The 21,269-nt window shown below is 41.0% G+C and carries 20 protein-coding genes and 1 tRNA gene; 13 read left to right on the forward strand and 8 right to left on the reverse strand.

Annotated features, from left to right (window positions below):
• From IPJ16_17370 to IPJ16_17380, 3 genes are read right to left on the reverse strand one after another with little or no spacing between them, the layout of a single operon-like run.
• Window positions 1–486: an SPOR domain-containing protein gene (locus tag IPJ16_17370; GenBank protein MBK7628938.1), complete on the reverse strand. Its 486-nt coding sequence runs from the start codon at window positions 484–486 to the stop codon at window positions 1–3.
• A gap of 40 nt (window positions 487–526) precedes the next feature.
• Window positions 527–1,615, reverse strand: a complete 1,089-nt coding sequence (locus tag IPJ16_17375) for a hypothetical protein (GenBank protein MBK7628939.1) — start codon at window positions 1,613–1,615, stop codon at window positions 527–529.
• Between the two features lie 28 nt (window positions 1,616–1,643).
• The gene (locus IPJ16_17380) at window positions 1,644–2,387 is read right to left on the reverse strand and encodes a YebC/PmpR family DNA-binding transcriptional regulator (GenBank protein MBK7628940.1); all 744 of its coding nucleotides are present in this window, start codon (window positions 2,385–2,387) and stop codon (window positions 1,644–1,646) included.
• A 175-nt stretch (window positions 2,388–2,562) separates the two neighbouring features.
• On the opposite strand from IPJ16_17380, the gene miaB reads away from it, so the two are divergent.
• The 4 genes from miaB (at window position 2,563) to IPJ16_17400 (ending at window position 6,085) form a co-directional block, all read left to right on the forward strand.
• A complete protein-coding gene (miaB, locus tag IPJ16_17385) occupies window positions 2,563–3,882 on the forward strand; it encodes a tRNA (N6-isopentenyl adenosine(37)-C2)-methylthiotransferase MiaB (protein MBK7628941.1) in 1,320 nt (439 codons plus the stop codon).
• Window positions 3,883–3,948: 66 nt separating this feature from the next.
• Entirely contained in the window at window positions 3,949–4,638 is a 690-nt protein-coding gene (locus IPJ16_17390) for a TonB-dependent receptor plug domain-containing protein (protein MBK7628942.1), read from the forward strand.
• A gap of 7 nt (window positions 4,639–4,645) precedes the next feature.
• Window positions 4,646–5,353 (forward strand): TonB-dependent receptor plug domain-containing protein, encoded by a 708-nt coding sequence (locus IPJ16_17395; GenBank protein ID MBK7628943.1) that lies wholly within the window; start codon window positions 4,646–4,648, stop codon window positions 5,351–5,353.
• Between the two features lie 27 nt (window positions 5,354–5,380).
• Window positions 5,381–6,085, forward strand: a complete 705-nt coding sequence (locus tag IPJ16_17400) for a TonB-dependent receptor plug domain-containing protein (protein ID MBK7628944.1) — start codon at window positions 5,381–5,383, stop codon at window positions 6,083–6,085.
• 12 nt (window positions 6,086–6,097) lie between these two features.
• Here IPJ16_17400 and aspS read toward each other — a convergent pair whose 3' ends face one another.
• Entirely contained in the window at window positions 6,098–7,852 is a 1,755-nt protein-coding gene (aspS, locus tag IPJ16_17405) for an aspartate--tRNA ligase (protein MBK7628945.1), read from the reverse strand.
• 104 nt (window positions 7,853–7,956) lie between these two features.
• Between aspS and IPJ16_17410 the strand changes: the two genes are divergently transcribed.
• The 8 genes from IPJ16_17410 (at window position 7,957) to IPJ16_17445 (ending at window position 15,169) form a co-directional block, all read left to right on the forward strand.
• Complete coding sequence (locus tag IPJ16_17410) at window positions 7,957–8,397, forward strand: nucleoside deaminase (GenBank protein MBK7628946.1); 441 nt, start codon at window positions 7,957–7,959, stop codon at window positions 8,395–8,397.
• A 118-nt stretch (window positions 8,398–8,515) separates the two neighbouring features.
• The gene (locus IPJ16_17415; GenBank protein MBK7628947.1) at window positions 8,516–8,998 is read left to right on the forward strand and encodes a hypothetical protein; all 483 of its coding nucleotides are present in this window, start codon (window positions 8,516–8,518) and stop codon (window positions 8,996–8,998) included.
• Window positions 8,999–9,104: 106 nt separating this feature from the next.
• Window positions 9,105–10,442: an NADP-specific glutamate dehydrogenase gene (gene gdhA, locus IPJ16_17420; GenBank protein ID MBK7628948.1), complete on the forward strand. Its 1,338-nt coding sequence runs from the start codon at window positions 9,105–9,107 to the stop codon at window positions 10,440–10,442.
• A gap of 155 nt (window positions 10,443–10,597) precedes the next feature.
• On the forward strand, window positions 10,598–11,704 hold the full coding sequence (gene dprA, locus IPJ16_17425; GenBank protein MBK7628949.1) for a DNA-protecting protein DprA: 1,107 nt from the start codon (window positions 10,598–10,600) through the stop codon (window positions 11,702–11,704).
• A 179-nt stretch (window positions 11,705–11,883) separates the two neighbouring features.
• Window positions 11,884–13,224: an NADP-specific glutamate dehydrogenase gene (gdhA, locus tag IPJ16_17430; protein MBK7628950.1), complete on the forward strand. Its 1,341-nt coding sequence runs from the start codon at window positions 11,884–11,886 to the stop codon at window positions 13,222–13,224.
• Window positions 13,224–13,991, forward strand: coding sequence for a TatD family hydrolase (locus IPJ16_17435; GenBank protein ID MBK7628951.1), 768 nt, complete (start codon window positions 13,224–13,226; stop codon window positions 13,989–13,991). The genes gdhA (IPJ16_17430) and IPJ16_17435 overlap by 1 nt, the downstream gene beginning before the upstream one ends.
• A 9-nt stretch (window positions 13,992–14,000) precedes the next feature.
• Complete coding sequence (locus tag IPJ16_17440; GenBank protein ID MBK7628952.1) at window positions 14,001–15,035, forward strand: asparaginase; 1,035 nt, start codon at window positions 14,001–14,003, stop codon at window positions 15,033–15,035.
• Between the two features lie 46 nt (window positions 15,036–15,081).
• Window positions 15,082–15,169, forward strand: a tRNA-Ser gene (locus IPJ16_17445).
• 39 nt (window positions 15,170–15,208) lie between these two features.
• Here IPJ16_17445 and IPJ16_17450 read toward each other — a convergent pair.
• The 3 genes from IPJ16_17450 to IPJ16_17460 all read right to left on the reverse strand — a co-directional run bounded on the left by IPJ16_17450 (window position 15,209) and on the right by IPJ16_17460 (window position 18,006).
• On the reverse strand, window positions 15,209–16,021 hold the full coding sequence (locus IPJ16_17450) for a ThuA domain-containing protein (protein ID MBK7628953.1): 813 nt from the start codon (window positions 16,019–16,021) through the stop codon (window positions 15,209–15,211).
• An 11-nt stretch (window positions 16,022–16,032) separates the two neighbouring features.
• On the reverse strand, window positions 16,033–16,929 hold the full coding sequence (locus tag IPJ16_17455) for a prohibitin family protein (GenBank protein ID MBK7628954.1): 897 nt from the start codon (window positions 16,927–16,929) through the stop codon (window positions 16,033–16,035).
• Between the two features lie 84 nt (window positions 16,930–17,013).
• Window positions 17,014–18,006 carry an aldo/keto reductase gene (locus tag IPJ16_17460; protein MBK7628955.1) on the reverse strand — a complete coding sequence of 331 codons (993 nt, stop codon included), beginning with the start codon at window positions 18,004–18,006 and terminating at the stop codon, window positions 17,014–17,016.
• A gap of 147 nt (window positions 18,007–18,153) precedes the next feature.
• Between IPJ16_17460 and IPJ16_17465 the strand changes: the two genes are divergently transcribed.
• Window positions 18,154–18,939 (forward strand): GNAT family N-acetyltransferase, encoded by a 786-nt coding sequence (locus IPJ16_17465; GenBank protein ID MBK7628956.1) that lies wholly within the window; start codon window positions 18,154–18,156, stop codon window positions 18,937–18,939.
• 49 nt (window positions 18,940–18,988) lie between these two features.
• Here the strand turns inward: IPJ16_17465 and IPJ16_17470 are convergent, their stop codons facing one another.
• On the reverse strand, window positions 18,989–21,244 hold the full coding sequence (locus IPJ16_17470) for a carbohydrate binding family 9 domain-containing protein (protein ID MBK7628957.1): 2,256 nt from the start codon (window positions 21,242–21,244) through the stop codon (window positions 18,989–18,991).
• Window positions 21,245–21,269: the final 25 nt, after the last annotated feature.

The following is a 21,269-nucleotide window of genomic DNA, read 5'->3' on the forward strand; positions in this document are numbered from 1 at the left end:
TTATTTTGTATTCAGGTCGGGGAAGTTTATAATATCCGGAACGATATATGCATCAGGGAACTCCTTACTTATAATCAGGAATAATTTTGTTGCTTCTGTTCTGGTTCTGAAGTCACCCACTCTGATTTTAAAGTAACCCGGATGCTGATAAACGGGATAGGAAACAATATCAGGAAACTTATTTATAAAATCTGCACGGGCTTTATTTGATTCCTCCCTGGCATTTCTGTTTGAACTGGCGTAGATCTGAATACGGAAACCGTTCATCCCGTAATAGTTCATTTCCTTATACACCTTTTTACTCATCAGAATATACCTGTTGATAAGTGTATCAAGAGCAGGGTCCTGTGAGATGTTGAGTTGTCCGGTACGTGAATCTGCTTCAGGTCTTTTAAAAAGATCTGCAGTCTTAATAAATGATTGTGCCATTACAATCCCGGAAGAAAGTCCGAGGTATACAAGAATTAAAAAAAGGCTTCTGATCATGGCGCAAAAGTAGGAAAATATTTTCTTATTCCTGAATCTTCTATTGGGATGACTTCAGAGCAAGGAAGAAGTTTCCGCCCAACGATCCGGCTAAGAGAACGTTTGAATCATAATTGAGAGCAATATCATTCCCGAATGCATCAGTGCTTTGAGAGTTGCATACACTGAATGATTTAATAATACCTGCATCATCTCCGTTAGCAGTAACGATTCTGTTAATAATATAACAATTACTGTTGAGCATCAGCAGGTTACCTGAGTCATCAAAAGTCATTGCTGCACCTGAGTTGTAGTACTCCAGGTATTTTTTCCACCTGACTGTTCCATTGCCAGTAAGAGAGGCAAGAAAAGAATTGGTAAGCAGACCATCCTTTCCGGAAACCTCTGTATTGCCAGATACATAAATATTACCTGAGGCATCAGCAGATATTGCGAGACTTGATGCACTAAAGTCCGGATTATTATAAAGCTCCGTTTCCCAGATTTTCTGGAACAGATTATTGTATTTTGCGACACTTGCCTTTGGATTTGTAAAAGTGTTTTTGCGCGTAATAGGCAGAAAGATATTTCCTGAATTATCCAGAGCCGCTTTGTTTGCTGAAACAAATCCTGATTCAGCAGTTTGCTTCTCTGAAGCTACATTACCTGTTGTATCAAACCTTACAAAATAGAGGTATGTTGTTCCTGACCCGGCAGAATCTGAACTGGCAGTTGATACCGACAGAAGATTACCCGATCCGGTATAAAACAGGGTAGTAAAATCAACCTTAAATCCGGCATCAATAGTTTTTTCCCAAAGCATGTCACCTTTTGAGCTGTAACGCATCAGAAGAATTTTACCTGCACTGTTACCTCCTGTAATATAACCTGATGTATCAAACCAAGCAGAGCTCCATAATCCGGGATTCTCTGAGGCAAACTCAATGATCTGACTTCTCTTCTTGTTAAATCGCACAAAGTATGGGTTGCCACCCTTTTCGCCACATGCAAAATATCCCGAATCGGATGCTGACTCAATAAAATATGCGGTGCCCTTACTGAAAGATTTTTCCCAGATGAAATCACTTTCGGTCTTTTTACATGACGAAAACAAAATGATCAGGAAAAAAACCGGAATAAGTCTTTTCATAGTAAATAGCATTAATTATCCGAACAGTTTAACCCAGCTCTTCAGCAAGTTCGTCAGTCATCTCAAGGTTATGATAGACATGCTGTATATCATCATCATCTTCAAGCGTATCGATAAGTCTTATTACTTTTTTTGCGGACTCAATATCAAGCTTCTTCAAATCATTAGGGATTCTCTTAAGTCCTGCCTCTTCAACTTCTATACCAAGATCATTCAGTTTTCTGTTTACGCTGCCAAAATCCTCCTTTGCACAGGTTACAGTCAGGGTATCTCCGTCAACTTCAAAATCCTCAGCTCCGGCATCGATCATCTCCAGTTCCAGCTCTTCCAGGTTAATATCCTCTTTATTTATTGTGAAAATACCTTTCCTGTCAAAAAGGAAACTCAGTGATCCGTTTGTCCCAAGGTTACCACCATGCTTATTGAAAGCAGAGCGTACAGAAGCAACTGTCCTGTTGTTATTATCAGTCAGGCACTCAACAAATACAGCAACACCGCATGGTGCATATCCTTCAAAAGTGGTTTCGTTAAAGCTTTCTGCTTCCGCACCGGTTGCCTTTTTAATAGCCCTTTCAATGTTATCCTTGGGCATGTTGGCACCTTTTGCGTTCTGTACAGCCAGACGGAGCCGGGCATTTGTTTCAGGATCGCTTCCTCCCTCTTTGGCGGCTATTATAATCTCCTTGATAATTTTGGTAAATATCTTGCCCCTCTTAGCATCAATTGCACCCTTCTTCCGTTTTATCGTTGACCACTTACTATGACCTGACATATTTTATTTATTTATTATACAGTTGCAAAATTAAATAATTCTTTCAAACCTCACTCATAGTTCCTAGATTTGTGCAGGAAAGACAAGCACAGAGCACAGAGCGCAGTGCACTGAGCAAAACCCTGAGCTCTGAGCTCTGAGCCCTGAGCTTCAAATAAATAGAACTAAATAATAAATGAGTAAGAAAGTATATATCGAGACCTACGGCTGCCAGATGAATGTTGCTGATAGCGAAGTCGTTGTGTCGATTTTGTCAAAATCAGGATATACTCCAACCACAGAAATCGGGGAAGCAGGTCTGATTCTGATAAACACCTGTTCCATCCGCGACAATGCCGAGCAAAGGATCTGGGGACGACTGAAGGACATGGGGCATCTCAAGAAACGTAACAAGGAGCTTAAGATTGGAGTTATCGGATGCATGGCAGAAAGACTGAAGGAAAAACTGCTTGAGACCGAGAAGCTTGTTGATATCGTTGTCGGACCTGATGCTTACAGGGAACTACCCTTTTTGGTGGCAGAGGCTGAAGCCGGACATAAAGCAGTGAATGTACTCCTTTCCAGGGAAGAGACCTATTCTGACATATCTCCGGTAAGGATGGACAGAAACGGAGTTTCATCATTTGTCTCAATAATGCGTGGCTGTAATAATATGTGTGCCTACTGCGTTGTGCCTTATGTACGTGGAGCTGAAAGAAGCCGAAATCCGGAATCAATTGTAAAAGAAGCAAAAGAACTTTTTGATAATGGATACAGGGAGGTGACACTGCTGGGTCAGAATGTTGATTCATATAACTGGAATAATGGAGATAAAGTTGGATTTCCGGAACTGCTCGAAAGAGTCGCTTTGATAAATCCTCTTCTGAGAGTACGGTTTTCAACATCACATCCGAAAGACATCTCAGATGATCTTCTTCATATGATTGCAAAGCATGAAAACATATGTAAGCACATCCATCTTCCTGCTCAGAGCGGCAGCAGCAGAATACTTAAACTAATGAACAGGGAGTATACCAGGGAATTCTATATGGACAGGGTTCAGGCTATTCGTTCAATCATTCCTGACTGTGCACTTTCAACAGATATGATAACAGGTTTCTGCACAGAAACAGCTGAAGATCACCAGGAGTCTCTCACACTTATGGAATGGGCAGGTTTTGATTTTGCTTATATGTTCAAGTACAGTGAAAGACCTGGCACGAAAGCAGCACGAAAATATAAGGATGATGTTCCTGAGGCCATTAAATCTGAAAGATTATGTGAAATGATAGCTCTTCAGAATAAACTCTCAATAAGGGCAAAAAAAAGTGATATTGGCAAGATATTTGATGTTCTTATTGAAGGGTCCTCAAAGAGATCTGCAGAGTTTCTTTCCGGACGCACAACACATAATAAGGTTGTAGTATTTCCCGTTGTGGCAAGTAAAAAAGGTGAGTATGTAAAAGTATTAATTGAAAGATCCACCTCAGCCACATTGATCGGTAAATGTATTTAACTATAAAATTAATTTGCTCTTTTCTGCACTAAGATGTAACTTGCATTAAACAATGCTGCAAAAATTATGAAGTGCTTTAAACTTTTAACACTGATTACTGCTGTCTGCCTTTCGCAGATAAGCATGGCCCAAAAGCCTGATAAGAATTCTGACAAGCCTGTAACAATTTCAGGTACTGTAATGAATGCCACCCAGATGCCGGTGTCGGGAGCTGTTTTTTATATCGACAATGTTAAAACAGCCTACATTACAAAAAGTGATGGTTCATATAAGATAAAGGTTAGTCCGTCTGCTTTTAAATTAAAAGTAATCTCTTCAGAATTCGGAACTGCTGAGACCCTTATTGACGGCCAAACGAAGATTAACTTTACGCTTGGTGGCAAGGAAGGAGATATGGCAAAATCCGGAGCTGCGGAGGAGGAAGTCTCCGATACTGATTCGGAAAAAAGTGAAAGACCTAAGGCAAGAAAAATGAATACCTATAATGATATTTACCAGATGATACGTGCTGAGGTGAGCGGGGTTGTGGTAAGCGGAAGAAGTATTCAGATACAGCAGGGACACTCATTCTTCGGGAGCAGTACACCACTGTTTGTCATAAACGGGGTCATTGTTAACAGTATTGATAATGTTAACCCTCTTGAGGTGAAGTCCATCAAGGTACTTAAAGGATCACAGGCTGCAATTTACGGAGTACGTGGTTCCAATGGTGTTATTAGTATAGATCTCATTAATGGTACAGAAAAAGAAAAATAATATTAAAATGAAAAAAACACTTCTGCTATTCGTTCTGCTTTCAGTATGCGCTTTTACGGTTTCATATGGACAAAAAGCCAATAAGAAAACAGAGATTACTGGTACAATTACCGATATAAATCAGAAACCTGTTTCAGGTGCGACAATTTTTATAGATAACCAGAGTACAGGAAAGACATCCAACAGTAAAGGAGTTTATAAGGTAAAAGTATCGCCGGGGGCCAAAACTGTAAGTGTAATGACTGTTTCCGGAAACCTTACCGAGTTACCTATTGATGGTAAATCGGTTGTGAACTTCTCTCTTAAGATAAACAGCCAGGCTGATTCAAATCAGCAGAAAAATAAAGCCGGTGAGGAAGATGTAAATATCGGCTACGGCACTGTTAAGCAGAAAGATCTGCTGACTAATGTCAGTAAAATTGACGGTAAAGACACTAAATATGAATCATACCGTACCATTTATGATATGCTAAAAGGGAAACCCGGAGTTCAGGTGACTGGTACCTCAATAAAGATTCAGGGAGCATCCTCTTTTCAGAGCGGAACAGAGCCTCTTCTGGTAGTTGACGGAGTTGTTGTGTCAACACTTGAAGGTATACAGCCAAATATGGTGAAATCAATACAGGTACTTAAAGGGTCTTCTGCATCAATATATGGTTCACGAGGGGCTAATGGTGTTATTCTGATTGACCTTATCCAGGGGGAGAAAAAATAAAGTCGCCAGACTTATAAAACCAAAGTAATGAAAAATAAAATTTTCTTTGTAATCCTGCTTTCTCTTTTCTGCTTTCAGGTAAGTCCAGCCCAAAAAAGCAAAAAAGTTACAATCACAGGTACCGTTCTTGGTGTTGACAAAAAGCCCATTGCAAATGGTATAATAATGATCGACAATATTAAAACCAGCTCAGTAACTGATGCTGAGGGCAAGTATAGCGTCAAAGTGAAACCGAATGCTCTGAAGATCGGAGTATTTACCTTTGGAAACGGTGTCCGTGAAGAAGACATTAACGGCAGGATTAAAATAGATTTCAATTTCAGTACAGCTGCAGCGGGGCAACCAGTAGATGAAGAAATTGAAGCAGGAGATGAAGCTATAAACACAGGTTACAGGGTGGTTAAGAAGAAAGATGTAACTACCGATATAAGCAAGATTGACGGAACAAATAAAAAGTATGCATCTTATTCCTCAATCTATGACATGATACAAAGAGAAGTATCGGGAGTTAAAGTTAACGGAGACTATATAATTATACAGGGATCTAAAACACTCGATGGAAGTGTCCCTGCACTTCTTGTTGTTGATGGTGTTTATGTTCAGTCTATCGCAGATATCTCACCGACCTCAGTTGAATCAATAGAGGTGCTCAAAGGTTCCTCCGCCTCAATGTACGGATCACGGGGATTCGGAGGGGTAGTGCTTATTAGCACAAAGATTAAGAATAAATAAAACCGGATATCCTTATTTCTTTTTACCTAAAACGAGCTGAAGTTCATCGAGCTGCTTTTCCGAAATAGCCGAAGGAGTCTCAAGCATCACATCTCTGCCTGAATTATTTTTCGGGAATGCTATAAAATCGCGTATTGAATCCTGACCTCCGAACATCGCCACCCATCTGTCGAATCCGAAAGCAACTCCGCCATGAGGAGGAGCACCGAATCTGAATGCATCCAGAAGAAAGCCAAACTGTTCCTGTGCTTCAGAATCACTGAATCCTAGCACCTTAAACATAAGTTTCTGCACGGCGGCATCATGAATCCTTATCGACCCGCCTCCAATCTCAACTCCGTTTATTACAAGGTCGTAAGCATTTGCCCGAACCTTTCCTGGATCGGTTTCCATAAGATGAAGATCCTCTGGAACAGGTGATGTAAACGGGTGGTGCATTGCATAGAACCTTTTTGTTTCTTCATCCCACTCGAGAAGCGGGAAATCAATTACCCATAACGGAAAGAATGTATCTTTCTTTCTTAATCCCAGTCTGTTACCCATCTCCAGTCTAAGTTCAGAAAGAGCAGGCAGTGTTTTCTTTTTATCACCGGCAAGAATGAGAATAAGGTCGCCCGGTTTAGCATTAATTGCAGAAGCCCATTTTAATAGATCTTCCGGTGAATAGAACTTATCAACTGAAGATTTTACAGTCCCGTCTGTGTTGTACCTCGCATAAACTAGTCCCTTGGCACCTATCTGAGGACGTCTTACAAAATCAGTCAGCTCATCGAGTTGTTTACGTGTATAATCTGCACAACCCTCTGCACAAATTGCACCAACATATTCTGAGCCATCAAACACAGGAAAATTGTGCCCTTTCACAAGTGATGTAAAATCATGGAACTTCATTCCAAAACGAAGGTCAGGCTTATCAGAACCGTAAAACTCCATTGCCTCACTATACGGAAGCCTCAGAAATGGCTCATTGAATTCTGTCTTCCGAATCTGACGGAACAGGTATTTGGCAAGACCTTCAAATGTTTCAAGAATATCATTTCTTTCAACGAAAGACATTTCACAATCAATCTGCGAGAACTCAGGCTGTCTGTCAGCTCTGAGGTCTTCATCCCTGAAGCATTTTACAATCTGGAAATACTTATCAAATCCGGCTACCATAAGTAACTGCTTAAGTGTCTGTGGCGACTGAGGCAAGGCATAGAAGGTACCGGGCTGCATCCTCGATGGCACAACAAAATCGCGTGCTCCTTCTGGTGTCGATTTTATCAGAACAGGTGTTTCTACCTCAACAAAGCCAATCGAATCCATATAACTGCGAACCTCCTGTGCAAACCTATGACGCAGGATAATATTATTCTTCACTGAACTTCTTCTCAGATCAAGATACCTGTATTTCATTCTGAGTTCTTCTCCGCCATCTGTCTCTTCCTCTATTGTGAAAGGAGGGATATCACTTCGGTTCAGAATGTTGAGTTCTGCCACATCGATTTCTATTTCACCTGTAGCTATCTTAAGGTTCTTGTTGCTGCGCTCCCTTACTTTTCCGCTTGCCTGTATAACAAACTCGCGCCCGAGCTTACGTGCTTTCTCGCATAAGTCCTTGTTGGTATCCATATTAAATACCAGCTGAGTAATTCCATACCTGTCGCGCAGATCAACGAAAGTCATACCTCCAAGATCTCTCGACTTCTGTACCCATCCGCATAAAATAACATCCTGCCCGATATTGGTCATGGTCAACTCACCGCAAGTATTTGTTCTGTACATCGCCTTCTATTTAATTTTCAGCAAAAATAACAAAATAATCAGATAGCAGAGGGAAAGAGAATTCCCATTTTTTCTTTCTACTTTTATGCAGTAATACTGAAAAAATGGCTCCTGACAGAAAGGAACACTATATGAAAGCTGCTCTCGCAGAAGCATTAAAAGCTTTTGAAAGACAAGAGGTTCCTGTGGGTGCAGTTATTGTGTGTAATGATATAATTATTGCCCGCGGCCATAATCTTACAGAAACGCTTAGCGATCCTACAGCGCATGCCGAAATGCAGGCCATTACTGCAGCCACAAACTGGCTTGGAGGCAAGTACCTCACAGACTGCACAATATACGTCACACTTGAGCCATGCGGAATGTGCGCAGGTGCACTGGGATGGAGCCAGGTATCTGGATTAGTATTTGGTGCATCAGATGAAAAGAAGGGATTCAGAAAAGTCTCAGATTCATTGCTGCACCCTAAAACCAAAGTGGAAGGAGGAGTAATGGAAAAAGAATGCAAAGAATTACTCACGAAATTTTTCAAAACGAAGAGATAAATCAGCCCCCATCCCCCCTGAAGGGGGGCTAATTTTGTGTATGTAGATATACCCCCTTTAGGGGGCAGGGGGCAAAAAATATGGAAATAAAAGACTAGCTTTATATAAAATTTAAGGTATGACATTTGACAACAGTAAGACAATTATCAGTCTCAGGATCAAGCTTTTTGCAGCAACAGTTGTATTTCTGGCATATATTGTATTGACATATATAGCCAAAATTATAAAATTCCCCCTGTTGGGGATGAGCGATACAACCTGGACATTAATACTGGTGGCTATTTACCTGATTATTGCCTTCCTTCCAATGATTCTGAATTATCAGTATGTGTACTACTCTGATGATACAGAGAAAATTATTTTCAGATATTTTACCGCCGGAATAGTAGGCGGAAGAAAAAACACAGTTGAGATTGACAAAAGGACTTTATCAGGTTACGAAATTGTACCTGAGCTTTTTGGTCTGAGACAAAAAATAACTTTGTACCAGCGATTCAATGAAGGAGTGGCTAAGTATCCTCCTTTTTATATCAGTGCACTTTCGAAGGAGGAAAGAGCCAAAATGGTAAAATCACTAAATCTGTATTCCACTCCTGCGTGAAGGTTATCATCTGATAACATGAGTTTTATCATTTTTAATATTCTTTAACATTCTCAATTTTGACTCACCATTTTTTGTTCCTGATCATAACTAAAAAATTAAGATAATGAACGTAGATAAAATCATGAACAACCTCGAAAAGAAGCATCCCGGAGAGGTTGAGTATTTACAGGCAGTAAGAGAAGTTCTGGAATCAATTGAAGAGGTTTATAATGAGAACCCTCAGTTCGATTCAGCGAATATTATTGAGCGGATAATTGAACCTGACCGCGTTATTACTTTTAAAGTTCCATGGGTTGATGATGAAGGAAATGTAAAAGTAAACCTTGGGTATCGGATTCAGTTCAATAATGCAATAGGACCTTATAAAGGTGGTCTCCGGTTTCACCCGAGTGTAAATCTTTCAATTCTTAAATTCTTAGGTTTTGAACAAATATTCAAGAATGCACTCACAACTCTCCCTATGGGTGGCGGTAAGGGTGGTTCTGATTTTGATCCTAAAGGAAAATCAAATGCTGAAGTAATGCGCTTCTGCCAGTCATTCATGCTCGAATTATGGAAATATATCGGACCAGAAACAGACGTTCCTGCCGGCGATATTGGCGTTGGTGGCCGTGAAATTGGTTTCTTATATGGTATGTATAAGAGGCTTGCAGGTGACCACACCGGAGTTCTTACAGGTAAAGGAAGCAACTGGGGCGGTTCACTCGTTCGTCCGGAAGCAACAGGATTTGGTTGTGTCTATTTTGCAAAGGAGATGCTGGCAACACGCGGCGAATCATTCGAGGGGAAAAGAGTAGCTATCAGCGGTTTTGGTAACGTTGCATGGGGAGCAGCCCTGAAGGCTACTGAACTCGGTGGCAAAGTTGTTACAATATCAGGACCAGATGGTTATGTATATGATCCGGAAGGAATATCCGGCAAAAAAATTGAATATATGCTTGAACTCCGTGCATCAAATGAGGACATTGTAAAACCTTATTCATATGCATTTGAAGGTGTTGAGTTTCATGAAGGAAAACGTCCCTGGGAAGTAAAAGTGGATATTGCACTTCCCTGCGCAACACAGAATGAACTGGGAGGAGAAGATGCTCAGAAACTTATCAATAATGGCTGTATCTGCATATGCGAAGGCGCTAACATGCCAAGTACACCTGAGGCTATTGAGATAATTCACAAGAACAAAATATTATTTGCACCTGGCAAAGCATCAAATGCAGGTGGTGTGGCTACATCAGGACTTGAGATGACTCAAAACTCAATGAAACTTCGCTGGAACCGTCAGGAGGTTGATGACCGTCTGCATGAGATCATGTGCAATATACACGGACAGTGTGTTAAATACGGTAAAAAAGAAGATGGATATGTTGACTATGTAAAGGGTGCCAATATTGCCGGCTTCCTGAAGGTCGCAAATTCAATGCTGGATATGGGTGTGATCTAGGTGCTGGGTACTGGGTACTGGGTACTGGGTGCTTGTTTGCAATACCCAGCACCCAGCAACTAGCACCTTTATAACATTTGTATAAATTAAAATTATTAAAGAGCTGGATTCCAAGCTCTTTTTTTTATCTTTAGGTGTCTCAATTTTCTGGTGCTATGTCAGATGTATTACTAAAGCATAAAATTGCTCTGGGGCTTATTCCGCGTATTGGTGATATTAATGCCCGCAAACTTGTATCACATTTTGGAAGTGTAGAAGCTGTCTTCAGCGAACCATACGGAAATCTTATTAAAATACCTGGTATTGGCTCAGGATTAGCAAAATATATCAGTGACAGGACCTACCTTGAAACCGCTGAGAAAGAAGCAGACTATGTAACTGCAAATAACATAAAAACCTTCTTTTATCTTGATAACGACTATCCCTACCGTCTGAGACAATGTGATGATTCTCCTGTAGTATTCTTTTTTAAAGGAAACTGCGATCTGAATGCAGGTAAAATATTAAGTGTAGTAGGTACACGTAATGCCACTGGAAGAGGGAAAGAGCTATGCGATAAGATAATCGGAGGACTTGCTGCCGGACATCCTGACCTTATTATATCCAGTGGTTTGGCATACGGAATCGACATAGCTGCGCATAAAGCCGCACTTGCAAATAAACTTCAAACAATTGGAGTCCTTGCCCATGGGTTTAAAACAATTTACCCTTCAATTCATTCTTCAACAGCAAAATCAATAATAAAACAGGGAGGACTACTCTCTGACTTCATATCCGATGCACTGCCTGAACGTAACAATTTTATTAAAAGGAACAGAATAATTGCAGGACTATCAGATGCTACTCTGGTTGTTGAATCGGGAATTAAGGGAGGAGCGCTTATCACGGCAGACATAGCCAATTCTTATAACCGTGATGTACTGGCAGTTCCCGGAAGACCTGAAGATCAATGGTCTGCAGGCTGCAATAGCCTTATTAAAAGCAATAAAGCTGCCCTGATTGAATGCGCTGAAGATATCGAATATGTCCTCGACTGGAAGCCTGAGAAGGCAAAACCACCAGTTCAGAGAACACTGTTTTCTGAGCTTGATGACAATGAGAAACTAATCTACGAACTAATATCCAAAGAGGGAGAACTTACAATAGACAGCATCTGCAGGGGACTTGAAATACCTGTCTATAAATTATCCTCTCTCCTGCTCCAGATGGAATTCAAAGGCCTTGTGAAATGCTTCCCCGGGAACCTTTATCGACCAGGATAAAAAAATTGCGGATTGCGGATTGCGGTTTGCGGAAATTCAAATCCGAAATCCACAATCCGAAATCCGAAATTCCTACCTTCCGTCTTCCTTCTTAATAATTTTCAGCAAACTCTACGAAAATTATTTATTTTTTATATATTTAACCTGTATATTGACCTTTAACTTAATAATTTTCAATTATGGATCCGAGAGTACAGCAGTTTATGGCTATGATCAAAGCCAGGAACCCTGGTGAAAATGAGTTTCATCAGGCTGTTCAGGAAGTTGCAGAATCACTTATTCCCTTCATTGAGGAAAATCCAAAGTATAAACATGCCAAGATCCTGGAAAGGATGGCGGAACCTGAGAGGACAATCATCTTCAGGGTTCCATGGCTTGACGACAAAGGGGAGATTCAGATAAATCGCGGATACAGAATTGAAATGAATAGTGCCATTGGTCCGTATAAGGGCGGCCTAAGGCTCCATCCCACGGTGAATCTCGGAATTCTTAAATTCCTTGCTTTCGAGCAGGTATTTAAAAACAGCCTTACAACTCTGCCTATGGGCGGAGGCAAGGGCGGATCTGACTTTGATCCCAAAGGAAAATCTGATAACGAGGTTATGAGATTCTGTCAGAGTTTTATGTCGGAGCTGTTCCGTCATATTGGTGCCGACACTGATGTCCCGGCAGGTGATATTGGAGTAGGCGGAAGAGAAATTGGCTTTCTTTTTGGCCAGTATAAAAGACTGAAAAATGAATTTACGGGTGTGCTTACCGGCAAAGGAATAGAATGGGGAGGATCTCTTATTCGTCCCGAAGCAACCGGCTACGGAGCAACCTATTTTGCACAGGAGATGCTGGCCACCAGAGGTGACAGTATTAAGGGGAAAACGGTTTGCATCTCAGGATCAGGAAATGTAGCTCAGTATGCCACTGAAAAAGTAACACAATTCGGAGGCAAAGTAGTAACATCGTCAGATTCAAACGGATTCATCTATGATCCTAAAGGAATTGATGCTGAAAAACTTCAGTATATAATGGACCTGAAAAATGTCAGGAGGGGAAGGATTAAAGAGTATGCTGAAAAATATGGCGTTGAGTACTACGAAGGGAAAAGACCCTGGATCATCAAATGTGATATAGCAATGCCGAATGCGACCCAGAATGAAATAAATGAGGAAGAAGCGAGGCTGCTGGTAAACAACGGTTGCATCTGCGTTTCTGAGGGAGCCAATATGCCATCAACACCTGAAGCGGTAGAGGTATTCCTTAAAGCAGAGATCCTGTATGGACCGGGGAAAGCTGCAAATGCTGGCGGTGTAGCAACTTCGGGACTTGAGATGACCCAGAACTCGATGCGTTTGCCATGGTCGAGAGAAGAAGTAGATGAAAAGCTTCAGACAATCATGAAGAATATTCACAAAACATGTGTAAAATACGGCACCAAGGAGAATGGATTTATTAATTATGTCGACGGAGCTAATATCGGAGGTTTTGTGAAAGTCGCAAATGCCATGATTGCACAGGGGGTTGTTTGATGTTTCTTATTGACACTCATACACATATCTACCTTCCTGAATTCGATACTGACAGAGACGAAGCAGTAGAGAGATCAGTCAGCAACGGCGTCGTAAAGATGCTAATGCCAAATATTGATGTGAATTCGGTTAACAGTATGCTATCTGCAGAAGAGAGATACCGGAATATTTGTCTTCCCATGATAGGTCTGCATCCTACTTCTGTTAAGGAAGATTACTTACAGCAGCTTGATATCCTTGAGAAGCTTTTCGAAGAACATAAGTTCATAGCTATAGGTGAGATTGGCATAGATCTTTACTGGGATAAAACCTTTCTTAAGGAACAGATGATTGCACTCAGGAGACAAATCTCTTTTGCCCTGAAAAAAGAGTTACCGGTGGTTATCCATTCCCGCGAATCATTCCCGGAGGTCTTCAGTGTACTTGAAGAATTCAGGGGCAAAGGATTAAAGGGTGTACTGCATGCATTTACCGGAACGATTGAAGACGCGGAGAAAGCTCTTGACCTTGGTTTTAAGCTTGGCATAGGTGGTATAGTCACTTTTAAGAATTCGGGCCTCGACAAAGTAGTTAAGGAGATCGGACCTGAAAACCTCATTCTGGAAACTGATTCACCATACCTTGCACCTGTTCCATATAGAGGAAAAAGGAATGAGAGTTCGTATATTTGCATAATAAATAAAAAGCTTGCAGAGATCTTTGGGAAGAGTGAAAAAGAGGTTGCAGCAATTACATTTGCGACCTCTGCAGATTTGTTCAAAATTTAAGAATAAGTGATGAAGACCAATAAAGAAATATCTATACTTATAATATATACCGGAGGAACAATCGGTATGGTTCAGGATCCTGATACCGGTTCACTTATACCAATCGATTTCAGGCATATTACTGATCACGTACCGGAACTTAGGAAGTTCGGTTATGATCTTCACTCTGTCTCCTTCGATCCGGTTAAGGATTCATCAAACATAGATCCGGAGGTATGGGTAAGGATGGCCGAGATCATCGCAGACAGCTACAATGATTTCGACGGATTTGTGGTTTTACATGGCACAGATACTATGGCTTATACGGCATCTGCACTCAGTTTCATGCTTGAAAACCTTGCAAAACCGGTTATTCTTACCGGCTCGCAGCTGCCAATCGGACTGCTTCGCACCGATGGCAGAGAGAATCTGATTACAGCAATTGAGATTGCTGCTGCAATGGAAAATGATGTCCCTGCTGTACCGGAGGTTTGCATCTATTTTGACAACAAACTTATGAGGGGTAACCGCACAACAAAGATGAGTGCAGAACATTTCGATGCCTTCTATTCTCCGAATTACCCCCCGCTTGCTGAGGTAGGCCTGCATCTGAGATATTTCAATCAACTTATAAGCCGGCGAAGTAACCAGGATAAACTGATAGTCCACAAATCGTTCGATACAAACGTTGCTATTCTCAAACTTTTTCCCGGGATCAACAGAAAACTAGTAAAAGCAATTATTAAAACAGAGGGTCTGAGAGGACTGATAATGGAAACTTTCGGTTCTGGTAATGCTCCTACCTATCAATGGTTTCTCGATGATATGAAACAGTTCATTGACGGCGGAGGTATAATTCTGAATGTAACCCAGTGTCATGGCGGAAGCGTGGAGATGGGATTGTATGAGACCAGCAGACAAATGCTTGCATCAGGTGTTGTAAGCGGGAAAGACATTACTTCAGAGGCTTCAATAACAAAACTGATGCATCTGCTTGGAAGATATTCGTCGAAGGAGAAGGTTACCGAGGCCCTTAATTTGTCATTGGCAGGAGAAATATCCTGAGTGGCTCTTAATTTAAAATATTTTAGTAATTTGCGCCCCTGTTTTTGGAGAGATGCAAGAGTGGTTTAATTGGCACGCCTGGAAAGCGTGTGTACCTCAAAAGGGTACCGGGGGTTCGAATCCCCCTCTCTCCGCAAAGCCTTCATGAACCCCGCTCCGGCGGGGTTTTTTATTTACTTTAGATTCTTATAAATCGGCCTCCTCAAATCCTCCGTTGCCTCAAACTTGCTCATACAGGCCCAGTGAATTCCTCTTTTCTGAATCTCAAGAGCTTCTGTTACTTTATAATCAGCAGCGACATGACCAAGTGATGAGTAGAAGACTCTGCCTTTACCATAGACCTTCTTCCATGCTACCGGAATAACATTTCCTCCGATCCATGCTGCAGCCTGGTCGCCGAATGTAGTTGTTGCCAGTACTTTAACATTCGGATCAACATGAACGTAATACTGTTCGGAATGCATTGCGAAATCAGATAGTCCTTTGGTAACAGGATCTTTATGATCAACTATATTTACCCTGTAATCTATCACACCACCCGGATGAGCAACCCATTGCCCGCCCACCATAAACTGGTATTCGGTATTATTCCTGAATGAGTCGCCCAGTCCTCCGTGCCAGCCTGCCAAACCTACACCGCTTTTGACTGCGTCGAGAAGTGCCTTTTCCTGTTTCCCTGTAATTGTACCCATTGTCCAGGCCTGAACGATCAGGTCAAAATCTTTCTGTAAATCAAGGGTGACATATGCTTCCAGGGTATCTGACACTGTCACTTTTGCCCCTTCAGCTTCCATCCAGGGAACAAAAATATCTCGGCATTTATCGGGCTCGTGCCCCATCCATCCTCCCCATACAAATAATACCCGTTTGCCCTCAAGAGGCGATTTATCAGCTGACCGTAAACTCCGGCTGTAAACTGAAGGAGCAATTAAAACTGCAGTTGCTGCAACTGCACTCTTTGTAATGAAAGACCTGCGTGTAATCATATATCTAAAATTTATTTACTATCCACAAGTATCGGTAAATTCTTACCGTTTGTCATAAAGATAAGTTTTGAATTAGGGGAAGTGGAAATCGCCTTTATCATTTCGTACTGCAACAACCTGTCACTCAGACCCGTACTTAAAATTTTCTGATAATCGGCAATACCCTGAGCTTCAACTCTCTTTCTTTCGGCTTCTTGTCTCTCTTTCTGTAAAACAAAAGTCATTTTCTGGGCATCCTGTTCAGCATTGATCTTTGATTCTATTGTAGCTTTAACTGATTCAGGCAGAGTGAGGTTTCTCACCAGAAGCTGCTCAAGCATAAGTCCACGTTCCTTAAAGTTTGATTCAATAGTTGAGAATATCCTGTTCTGAAACTCATCCCTTTTGGTTGAATACAGGGCAACAGCATCATAATAGACTGCATTATCCCTGATCTTGGTCCGGCATATTGGTCTTACAAGAACATTTCTGTAATCCACCCCGACTTCTTTAAGAATCCTGGGTGCTTCAGAAGGTATAACCTTATATAAAACAGTCAGGTCAACTATTACCTCAAGTCCATCTGCTGATAAAACCCTGATGGCGTCATCACCCTGTTTCATTCCTTCATCATTTACTCCTGACATAGTGTAGTTCTCTGTACGGATATCAAACATGACAACCTTTACCAGTGGATTAATAACGTTCAAACCGCTTTCAAGAATATCATCATTCACTTTCCCGAATAGTTTCTGAACGCCAACCTGTCCGGGCTCAATCTGCACAACACAAGCCATGGAGGCACCAATTATAATAACTATAGCTCCAACAGCTGTAAATATAGTTTTGAACTTCCTCAGGTTTGCATCAGCGTTTGCCAGTATAAATCCTGCCGCAAGTATTAATAATCCTACAATAATAATAGACATATTTTTATAATTAATTGGTTAAAAAAACAGTGAACGAAACACACAAATGTAGTCAGAAAAAGTATACTAAAGCAGGAATTTTTATTACCCTCTGTATCCATCAAAATATCCCTGACGCATCCATTCCAGATTTTCGTGTCTGAAGAAAGGTGCCAGAAGCATAGCATATTTTGATTTCTCATCAGCATTCATTGGTTTGAAGTTTCGCAGCAAATCAAGATTCGACTCAACAACTTTCTTACTATCCATTCCAACAGCAATACCATCGGGCCCTTCCAGGGACAGGGCAAATCTGACTAGCTCTTTAATATCGATACCTTTAATAGTTTCTTTCGGCCTTACAGATTTCATTAACATGATTCCCATTCCTTTCTCCTTTGCTGCAGGAATAAGTGTTCCCTGTCTGTTTTGCTTATTTGCATCGTAATGATTCATGGCAAAAAGCATACTGTCGAATCTGCCTGTATCAATCATAGTTTTCAGAGCTTCAGCATCTCCGTGTCCTGAAAAGCCTATAAAACGTGTAACACCCTCTTCCTTAAGTTTTGACAATACATCAAGAACTCCGCCCTTTTTGCGTATCTCTTCAACATCTTTCAGTGATTCCACAGCATGTATTTTGAGCATATCGAGGTGATCGGTCTGAAGTCTTTTCAGGCTGTCTTCAATTTCCAGTTTCGCCTTTTCAGGATTACGGGCGGTAACTTTTGTTGACAGGAAAATCTCTTTCCGGCGGTATTTAACAATGTGACCAAGCCGTTCCTCACTTACTGCACCCGTAGCTGTATTTTCATATGCATGAGCAGTATCCCAATAATACAGGCCATTATCCAGGGCATAATTACACATCTCTATTGCTTCATCAAGAGTTTTGATATTAAGAAACCTGCTGCCCAGTCCGATAGCTATCCGGGGAATAACAACACCGGTCTTGCCCAAAACAGCTGTTGGCAAGCCTTTTGGATCGTATTGGTTAACATTAATATCACCTGAAAAAGCTAAACGGGTGCCTGCTATAGCCACTCCTGCTGTGAAGGTCCTTTTAATAAATTTTCTGCGCGAATATTCTTTGCCCATATTACATGAATTTTTTAACGAAACGATTGTACCAATTTACATTTATTATAACAAAAAAGCTTTTCTGCAGGTCAAATATATTTTTTGCTAATGAATTCCGTATGTCATAAATTTGAAATAAAGTTAAAATAACTAATAACTAAGTTTATGAAAATCATAGATATGACACCTGAAACAGAGAATGAGTATTTATGTTGTCTCGAGGAATGGTCAGATGAGATTAAGGAGGCCGGCGACTATAAACAAAAGTGGTATTCGGAGATGAAAGATAAAGGCTTAAGAGTAAAATTTGCTCTAGATGACAATAATAAGATCGGAGGAATGATTCAATATATACCTATAGAGTACTCAATGTTTGCCGGTGAAAACTTATATGTTGTACTCTGTATCTGGGTACACGGACATAAACAGGGCCGGGGCGACTACCGCAAAAGAGGGATGGGGAAAGCTCTTTTAGCAGCGGCTGAAGAAGACGCTAAAAAACTTGGAGCAAACGGACTTGTTACCTGGGGACTGATCATCCCGGTTTTTATGAGAGCTTCCTGGTTCAGGAAACAAGGTTATAAGACAGTTGACAAATCAGGCATAATGAGATTATTATGGAAACCTTTCAATGAGAATGCCATCCTGCCTGAATTTACAAGGCCTAAGAAGTTACCTGAAAGAGGAGACGGAAAAGTTAATATAACTCTGTTCAGAAACGGATGGTGCCAGACAATGAATATTGCATGTGAAAGAGCAAAAAGAGCATCACTTGAGTTTCCCGCTAAAACTAACCTTCAGATTTTAGAAACTACAGACAGAGAACTCTTTAATGAATGGGGAATCTTCGATGCGATGTATATTGATGGTAAGGAAATTAATGTCGGACCAGCTCCGTCGTTATCAAAAATCAAGAGAAAAATTGAAAAGAGGGTCAGAAAATTAGCCTGACAATGAACCTCTTTTCAGATTCAATGGTTATTATTTTGTGAAGTTCCGGTTATAGCGTGAAAGTATAAGTGTATTTCAGCAAAACTGATCTGTTATTATAAAGCGGCAGTCTTGGATTCTCAATATCCCTGTAAGTATTACGGCCTTCATTAAACACAATGTAAAAGTCATTCCCTTCCCTAGGATTATACCTCAATCTGAAGTTTGAAATTACTGCATCTTCCGCTCCGTTATACTGAATAAAAGTACTTGCCGAAAGCTTTGTGGTAAGCATAAGAAGTGCTTTGAATCCGGCTACTCCTTCGCTGAATTTCTGATCTCTGGATTTAAAATTAATGATGTTGTAATTATATTCCAGGGCCAACTGCAGACTTGAACCTATATTCCACGATGGTTCAAAACCGAATGACATAATTGTGCCGTCATAAAATGCACCGCCCGTAAAATCGAGTCCCAGTACAAACTGGTTTGTCTTTGGCGAATTTAGATGTGTCTCAAACTGACTGAAAGTATACTTACCTGTCGGGACAAATGAGTCTTTTGAGAAGTTAAATGTATCTGTCACATTTTCGTACATATGCTTAAACATAACAACTCCGCCGAAATCGGACTTGAATCTGAGATCGTACATAAGTTCTGTCTCAATAGTCTGTGTTGAATTATCCAGATTATCTGTATATACCGCTCCACCGAAGCGGACTCCGTGATTCTGTATTGAAGACTTCTCTCCCGGAATCCACCCGTATCCCAGTCCTCCGTAATAATGGGCATAGTTACTGCGCATCTGGAATCCTACCTCAGGATTAAAATCCTTTCCGCTTCTCGAATAGGTAAGATCATAGCTTAATCCCTTCCTGTTAAATCTGTTCCAGCTAAGATATAAACGGGTCGGATCAAGCGACATAACCTTGTTCCTGTTTGCCGCATCAAGAACCTGAGCCACCTTTACATTGAGATAATCGTTCTCCGATATTTTGAAAATCCCGTCAGCCCCATAAGCTGTATTATATGTACCATTTGTACCGATCCTGGAAGTTAAAATTCCGCCAACATAACTGTTTTCATTAATTACCTGACGCCTCAATCGCAAGATCCCAAAATTCTCGGATGTAAGTTCTGACCATGTGCCCTCATTTATAGGCTGGGTCTGCATATCGAGGAATCCTATGTCCCATTTTCCTGCCATTCCCGTGATCCTGGCACCGCCGTAAATGGGCACCTGTTCACCCCGATGAAGACCTATCCTTCTGCTGTAAAATAGGCTGCTACCCGGCTCAAAATCAAAGGCAAAGACACTTGATCTTTCCTGAAAAAAAGTTCTTTTCTCAGGAAAAAAAAGTGAAAAGCGTGTCAGATTTATTTGTTCATCATCTGCCTCAACCTGTGCAAAGTCAGTATTAATAGTTAGGTCCATCGTCAGGTTATTTGTGAGGCCATACTTTACATCAAGTCCTCCGTTAAATTTCGGACTCTTTTCAAGCTCGTATGATGTTCCGGTACTGTTTAACATATTATCAAGCTGGTAGCCACCAATAATATATGGTGCAATATAGAAGGGCTTTTTTGACTTAAGTCCCTCAAATACAATCTCCTGAGCTTTTGAAGGCCGGTAAGCACTTGATTCACCCCAGTTTGGCGGAATAGCAGGAAATACATTAATCTCATTCTTGTGAGCGATCCGGCGGACACATATTAAACCCATTGTTATCTCGCCATCATTATCCTTAAACCTCATACTTGTAAAAGGAATGCGGATCTCTGCAAACCAGCCCTGGTCATTTCTGGATGTTTTTACATCCCAGAATGTATTCCAGCTCTGATTAAAAGGACCTCTCCCTGGTCCCCCTTCCATACCCATAGCATCTTTTGATATTGTAAAATCATTCCTGAGCCCTGAAGGTGTGGTTGCAAATCCCAGACCATTCTCCTTGTCATTGAATGAGTCAAAAATCAACATCAGCTCCTCGCTGACAACCTCAGCTTCATCTCTTTTTTTAGAAGATACAAGCATATCTGAAGGGTTGGAATCGTAAAGTCTGGCTCCAACATAAAGAAAAGCGTTATCGTAGCATATCATAACCTCACTTTTCTCTGACGGTTGATTCCCAAATGCAGGAGTATGCATTATCAAAGAAAGCGGAAGTGCATTTTTCCAGCATTCATCGTCAACTGTCCCGTCAAACCTGAATTCTCCCTGAATGCGGGTTATCTTAATTTTGTCCTGGCACTTTGCGGTAACAGGTACTAAAAAAATTGCAAAACACAGCATGCATCGAAACAGGACAATAAGCTTTTCTCTTCTCATAATAATAGTAAATAGTTAAAACATG

The sequence above is a fragment of the Bacteroidales bacterium genome (genome assembly GCA_016709865.1).
GTDB lineage: Bacteria > Bacteroidota > Bacteroidia > Bacteroidales > VadinHA17 > LD21.